Raw genomic sequence first — 2864 nt, 5'->3', positions numbered from 1 at the left:
ACGGCAGACAGCTCGCCGCCGGTGAATTCGGGCGAATCATTGCGCAGCGCAGCGCCACTGAGGGTGGCGCTGATATTGACCTCCGAGCGGTGCATATCGTCCTCGCCATTGCCCGACACATAGCCGCGCGCGCGCGGTGGCGCAAAGCCCTTGGCGATGATGGCCACCCCGCCCAGGATCACCAGCGCCGGCCAGACGTAATGCATGATGTGGTGCACGATGCCCATATGCTGCAAGGTCAGCGCCCCGCCCAACAGCAGCAAGCCACCGCCGACCACATAGCCGCCCAGATGCCGCGCCTGCATCAGGCGCAATACGCCGAACGCGCATAGCAGCAGCGGCCAGAAGCCCCAGACATTGCCCGCATCGATGATATTCAGATTTCCCAGCAGGGCCAGCACGCCGCCCAGCACCAGAAAGGCACCCAGCACAATGCGCCGCTGTTGGCGATGCTTGTAATGATCGGGATGGTGACAGCGCATCACTTGCTCCCTTGAGGGTGAGCCGGGCGCGTCGGGCGCAGCAGGCCCTTGGCCATGAACATCAGCCCCAGCACGATGATTACTGCCGGCCAGCTATCGCGAAAGGTCCAGCCGCCGATATGCTCAAGGCAGGCATACAACCAGCCGGCCACCGCGATGCGCGCCACGCCGCCTACCACGTCGAAAGCACGGCTGGCAGTCACGATACGCACCAACCCCATGATGGCGATCAAGGCCGGCCACAGCGTCAGGGCCATCGCCTGGCTGATCAGGCCGGCATTCACCATGAAAAACGCCACGCCAATGGCGATCAGCGACAAGCCAAGGAACAAATGCTTGCGCAGGCGGCGACGCGGATGATGGTCGATCCAGTGTTCGCAATGATGATGCATGGTGGCTCCAGCGTTGATTGATGGCCTCAACCATAGCGGCCAACCACGCGCAGGTGGGCAAAATTCGGTGAATGCACGCTGCGCATCGGTGAATGACGGAAAACCTCGCCACGATTTCGTGCCCGCCATCGCCCTGTCTTGCTTACGCCGCCTCCACCCGCATCGCCGCAAGCGGCTACCGCTATGCCAAACAAGCCGTCGGCAGCCTCAGCGCGCAGTCAAGTGTCGCGCTGCGCCGCCCACGCATCAGCCCATGCACGAAGTGGCGCAATGACGCGCATTAACTCTTCGCCCTGGCTAGTCAGACAATAGCCTTCATTGCCAAGATCAATCAGCGAGGCTTCTCTGAGCTCGCCCAATCGGGTATTGAGCACGCTGGAAGAGACATTCTCGCATTGCGCCTGCAATTCGCGGAATGAGCGGGGAGCAACACCGAGCTCCCACAGTATTCGCATTGCCCAGCGACGCCCCAAAAGGTCGAGAATGACCATGATGGGACGCCCGGATACCGATCCGCGAACCTGACTACCTGGTGTGGAATTTTTCATCACATATTGCGCTTCTGAAATCGAAGCGATATTCTAGCCAACATCGCCACTCCAAACAAGCGAGTATTGCCCATGTTCCTCATTGAAATGGACTTCACTGCCCCCCTTGATATGGTTGACAAATACATCGTCGCACACAGGGAATATTTATCAGGCCACTACGCCCAGGGGCAGTTATTTTTCGGCGGCAGAAAGGTTCCTCGAACTGGCGGCATTATCATCTCCAAACACCAAAGCCGTGAGGAAGTAGAACGTATTTTCAGTTTCGATCCACTGGTTCTGGCGTCCCTTGCCAGCTATACGGTCAAAGAGTTTGATCCGGTCATGTTTTCGCCGGAATTGAAACCGCTATTCGTTTGAGCTGATTCAGAACGAATCATCTTAAAGAAGCGCTGAATAAATCGAGTTTTCAACCAGCATCGCCGATTCCGGGAAAATCGGGACTCAAGCGGCAGAGGGTAATTGTTGATTACTGGCTGTTCTATTCCCCCTTCCGCCCCCACGTTGCGCGGGGGAGCCGCCCTTTTTCGCGTAAGTGGATTTGTTCAACGCTTCCCCAAGACAAGCTTCCCTGCGCGAATGTCCCTGCAAGCATGCCCTGCCTGCGTTGATCGCCGCAACGACCGGGGGCATGCGGGCCGGGCTCGATGGCTTCTTTGCCAATTTCCAGCAGCAAGTCGAGCTGCTGCGCCATATTCTGTGCGGGCATCTACCAAGGCGAGCACCAATCCAGCTGGCGCTGAGCGACTAGCCTAGTCAGCGCACTGCTGATGCCGCTTCACTGCAATTCGGCCGGCGCGGCAGCCATAGGCCTTCACATGCGCGGCCTACGCCCTGGCCCACGACTGCCTAAGCGCAACCACCAAGACTCGTGCGACAAGCTTATTCAGCCCGGCATCCCGCCGAGCGATAGGCTAGGCCTTCGCCATGTGTTCTCTTTGCGCTCGGTTCGCTGGGCATACCGACAGTCTGCATCCAATTGCCAACATGACACGTAACAGTGACGGCATGTCGACCACCCAAGCAAGGTAGATCGACCCAGAGCGCCGCCTTGCGCCTCCCTTATCCCGCTCGTGAGACCCTATTCGATGATTCGCCGCCCCACTGTGTTTGCCCCGGGACTGAAGCACCTTGCCGCGCAATGCGGCATGGCTGCTGCTGTTTACCTGATATCCGCCGCTGCTTGCGCTGAAGCGCCTTTCTCGTTTCAAAGCACGCCGGGCAAGTTGCCCAAGGATGTGGTGCCGCTCAGCTATGTTGTGCATTTTTTGCCCGATCTACGCACCCATCGCCTGCACGGCGAGGAGCAGATCGACATCGAGGTACGCCAGGACACGCGGCGAATCGTGCTCAATGCGCACGACATCCAGGTTGACCATGCCAGCCTCAGTGGCGCCGGCCTGCCTGGTCGGGCACTGCGTCCCAAGCTCGATGCCAAGCAA

General features: G+C 59.1%; 5 protein-coding genes. 2 read left to right on the top strand and 3 right to left on the bottom strand.

Going from position 1 to position 2864, the window contains the following annotated elements; translation table 11 throughout:
- The 3 genes from ACE3OH_RS15180 to ACE3OH_RS15170 all read right to left on the bottom strand — a co-directional run.
- On the bottom strand, nucleotides 1–482 hold a 482-nt coding region (locus tag ACE3OH_RS15180), incomplete at its 3' end, for a LiaI-LiaF-like domain-containing protein (RefSeq protein WP_374354627.1).
- The gene (locus ACE3OH_RS15175) at nucleotides 482–874 is read right to left on the bottom strand and encodes a hypothetical protein (RefSeq protein ID WP_374354624.1); all 393 of its coding nucleotides are present in this window, start codon (nucleotides 872–874) and stop codon (nucleotides 482–484) included. The genes ACE3OH_RS15175 and ACE3OH_RS15180, both read right to left, overlap by 1 nt.
- Before the next feature lie 218 nt (nucleotides 875–1092).
- On the bottom strand, nucleotides 1093–1365 hold the full coding sequence (locus ACE3OH_RS15170; RefSeq protein WP_374354621.1) for a winged helix-turn-helix transcriptional regulator: 273 nt from the start codon (nucleotides 1363–1365) through the stop codon (nucleotides 1093–1095).
- A 129-nt stretch (nucleotides 1366–1494) separates the two neighbouring features.
- On the opposite strand from ACE3OH_RS15170, the gene ACE3OH_RS15165 reads away from it, so the two are divergent.
- Both ACE3OH_RS15165 and ACE3OH_RS15160 read left to right on the top strand, forming a co-directional pair.
- On the top strand, nucleotides 1495–1782 hold the full coding sequence (locus ACE3OH_RS15165; protein WP_374354618.1) for a YciI family protein: 288 nt from the start codon (nucleotides 1495–1497) through the stop codon (nucleotides 1780–1782).
- A 788-nt stretch (nucleotides 1783–2570) separates the two neighbouring features.
- Nucleotides 2571–2864 (top strand): hypothetical protein (locus tag ACE3OH_RS15160; protein ID WP_374354615.1); only part of this gene is annotated, 294 nt, incomplete at its 3' end.

It is taken from the genome of Chitinimonas sp. (assembly GCF_041904975.1).
Taxonomy (GTDB): domain Bacteria; phylum Pseudomonadota; class Gammaproteobacteria; order Burkholderiales; family Chitinimonadaceae; genus Chitinimonas.
This window is presented reverse-complemented; position numbering and strand designations above follow the sequence as displayed.

Bases quoted from the DNA above. Each gene is read 5' to 3' on its own strand.
- ACE3OH_RS15175 (WP_374354624.1), bottom strand. From the start codon at position 874: ATGCATCATCATTGCGAACACTGGATCGACCATCATCCGCGTCGCCGC.
- ACE3OH_RS15170 (WP_374354621.1), bottom strand. From the start codon at position 1,365: ATGGTCATTCTCGACCTTTTGGGGCGTCGCTGGGCAATGCGAATACTG.
- ACE3OH_RS15165 (WP_374354618.1), top strand. From the start codon at position 1,495: ATGTTCCTCATTGAAATGGACTTCACTGCCCCCCTTGATATGGTTGAC.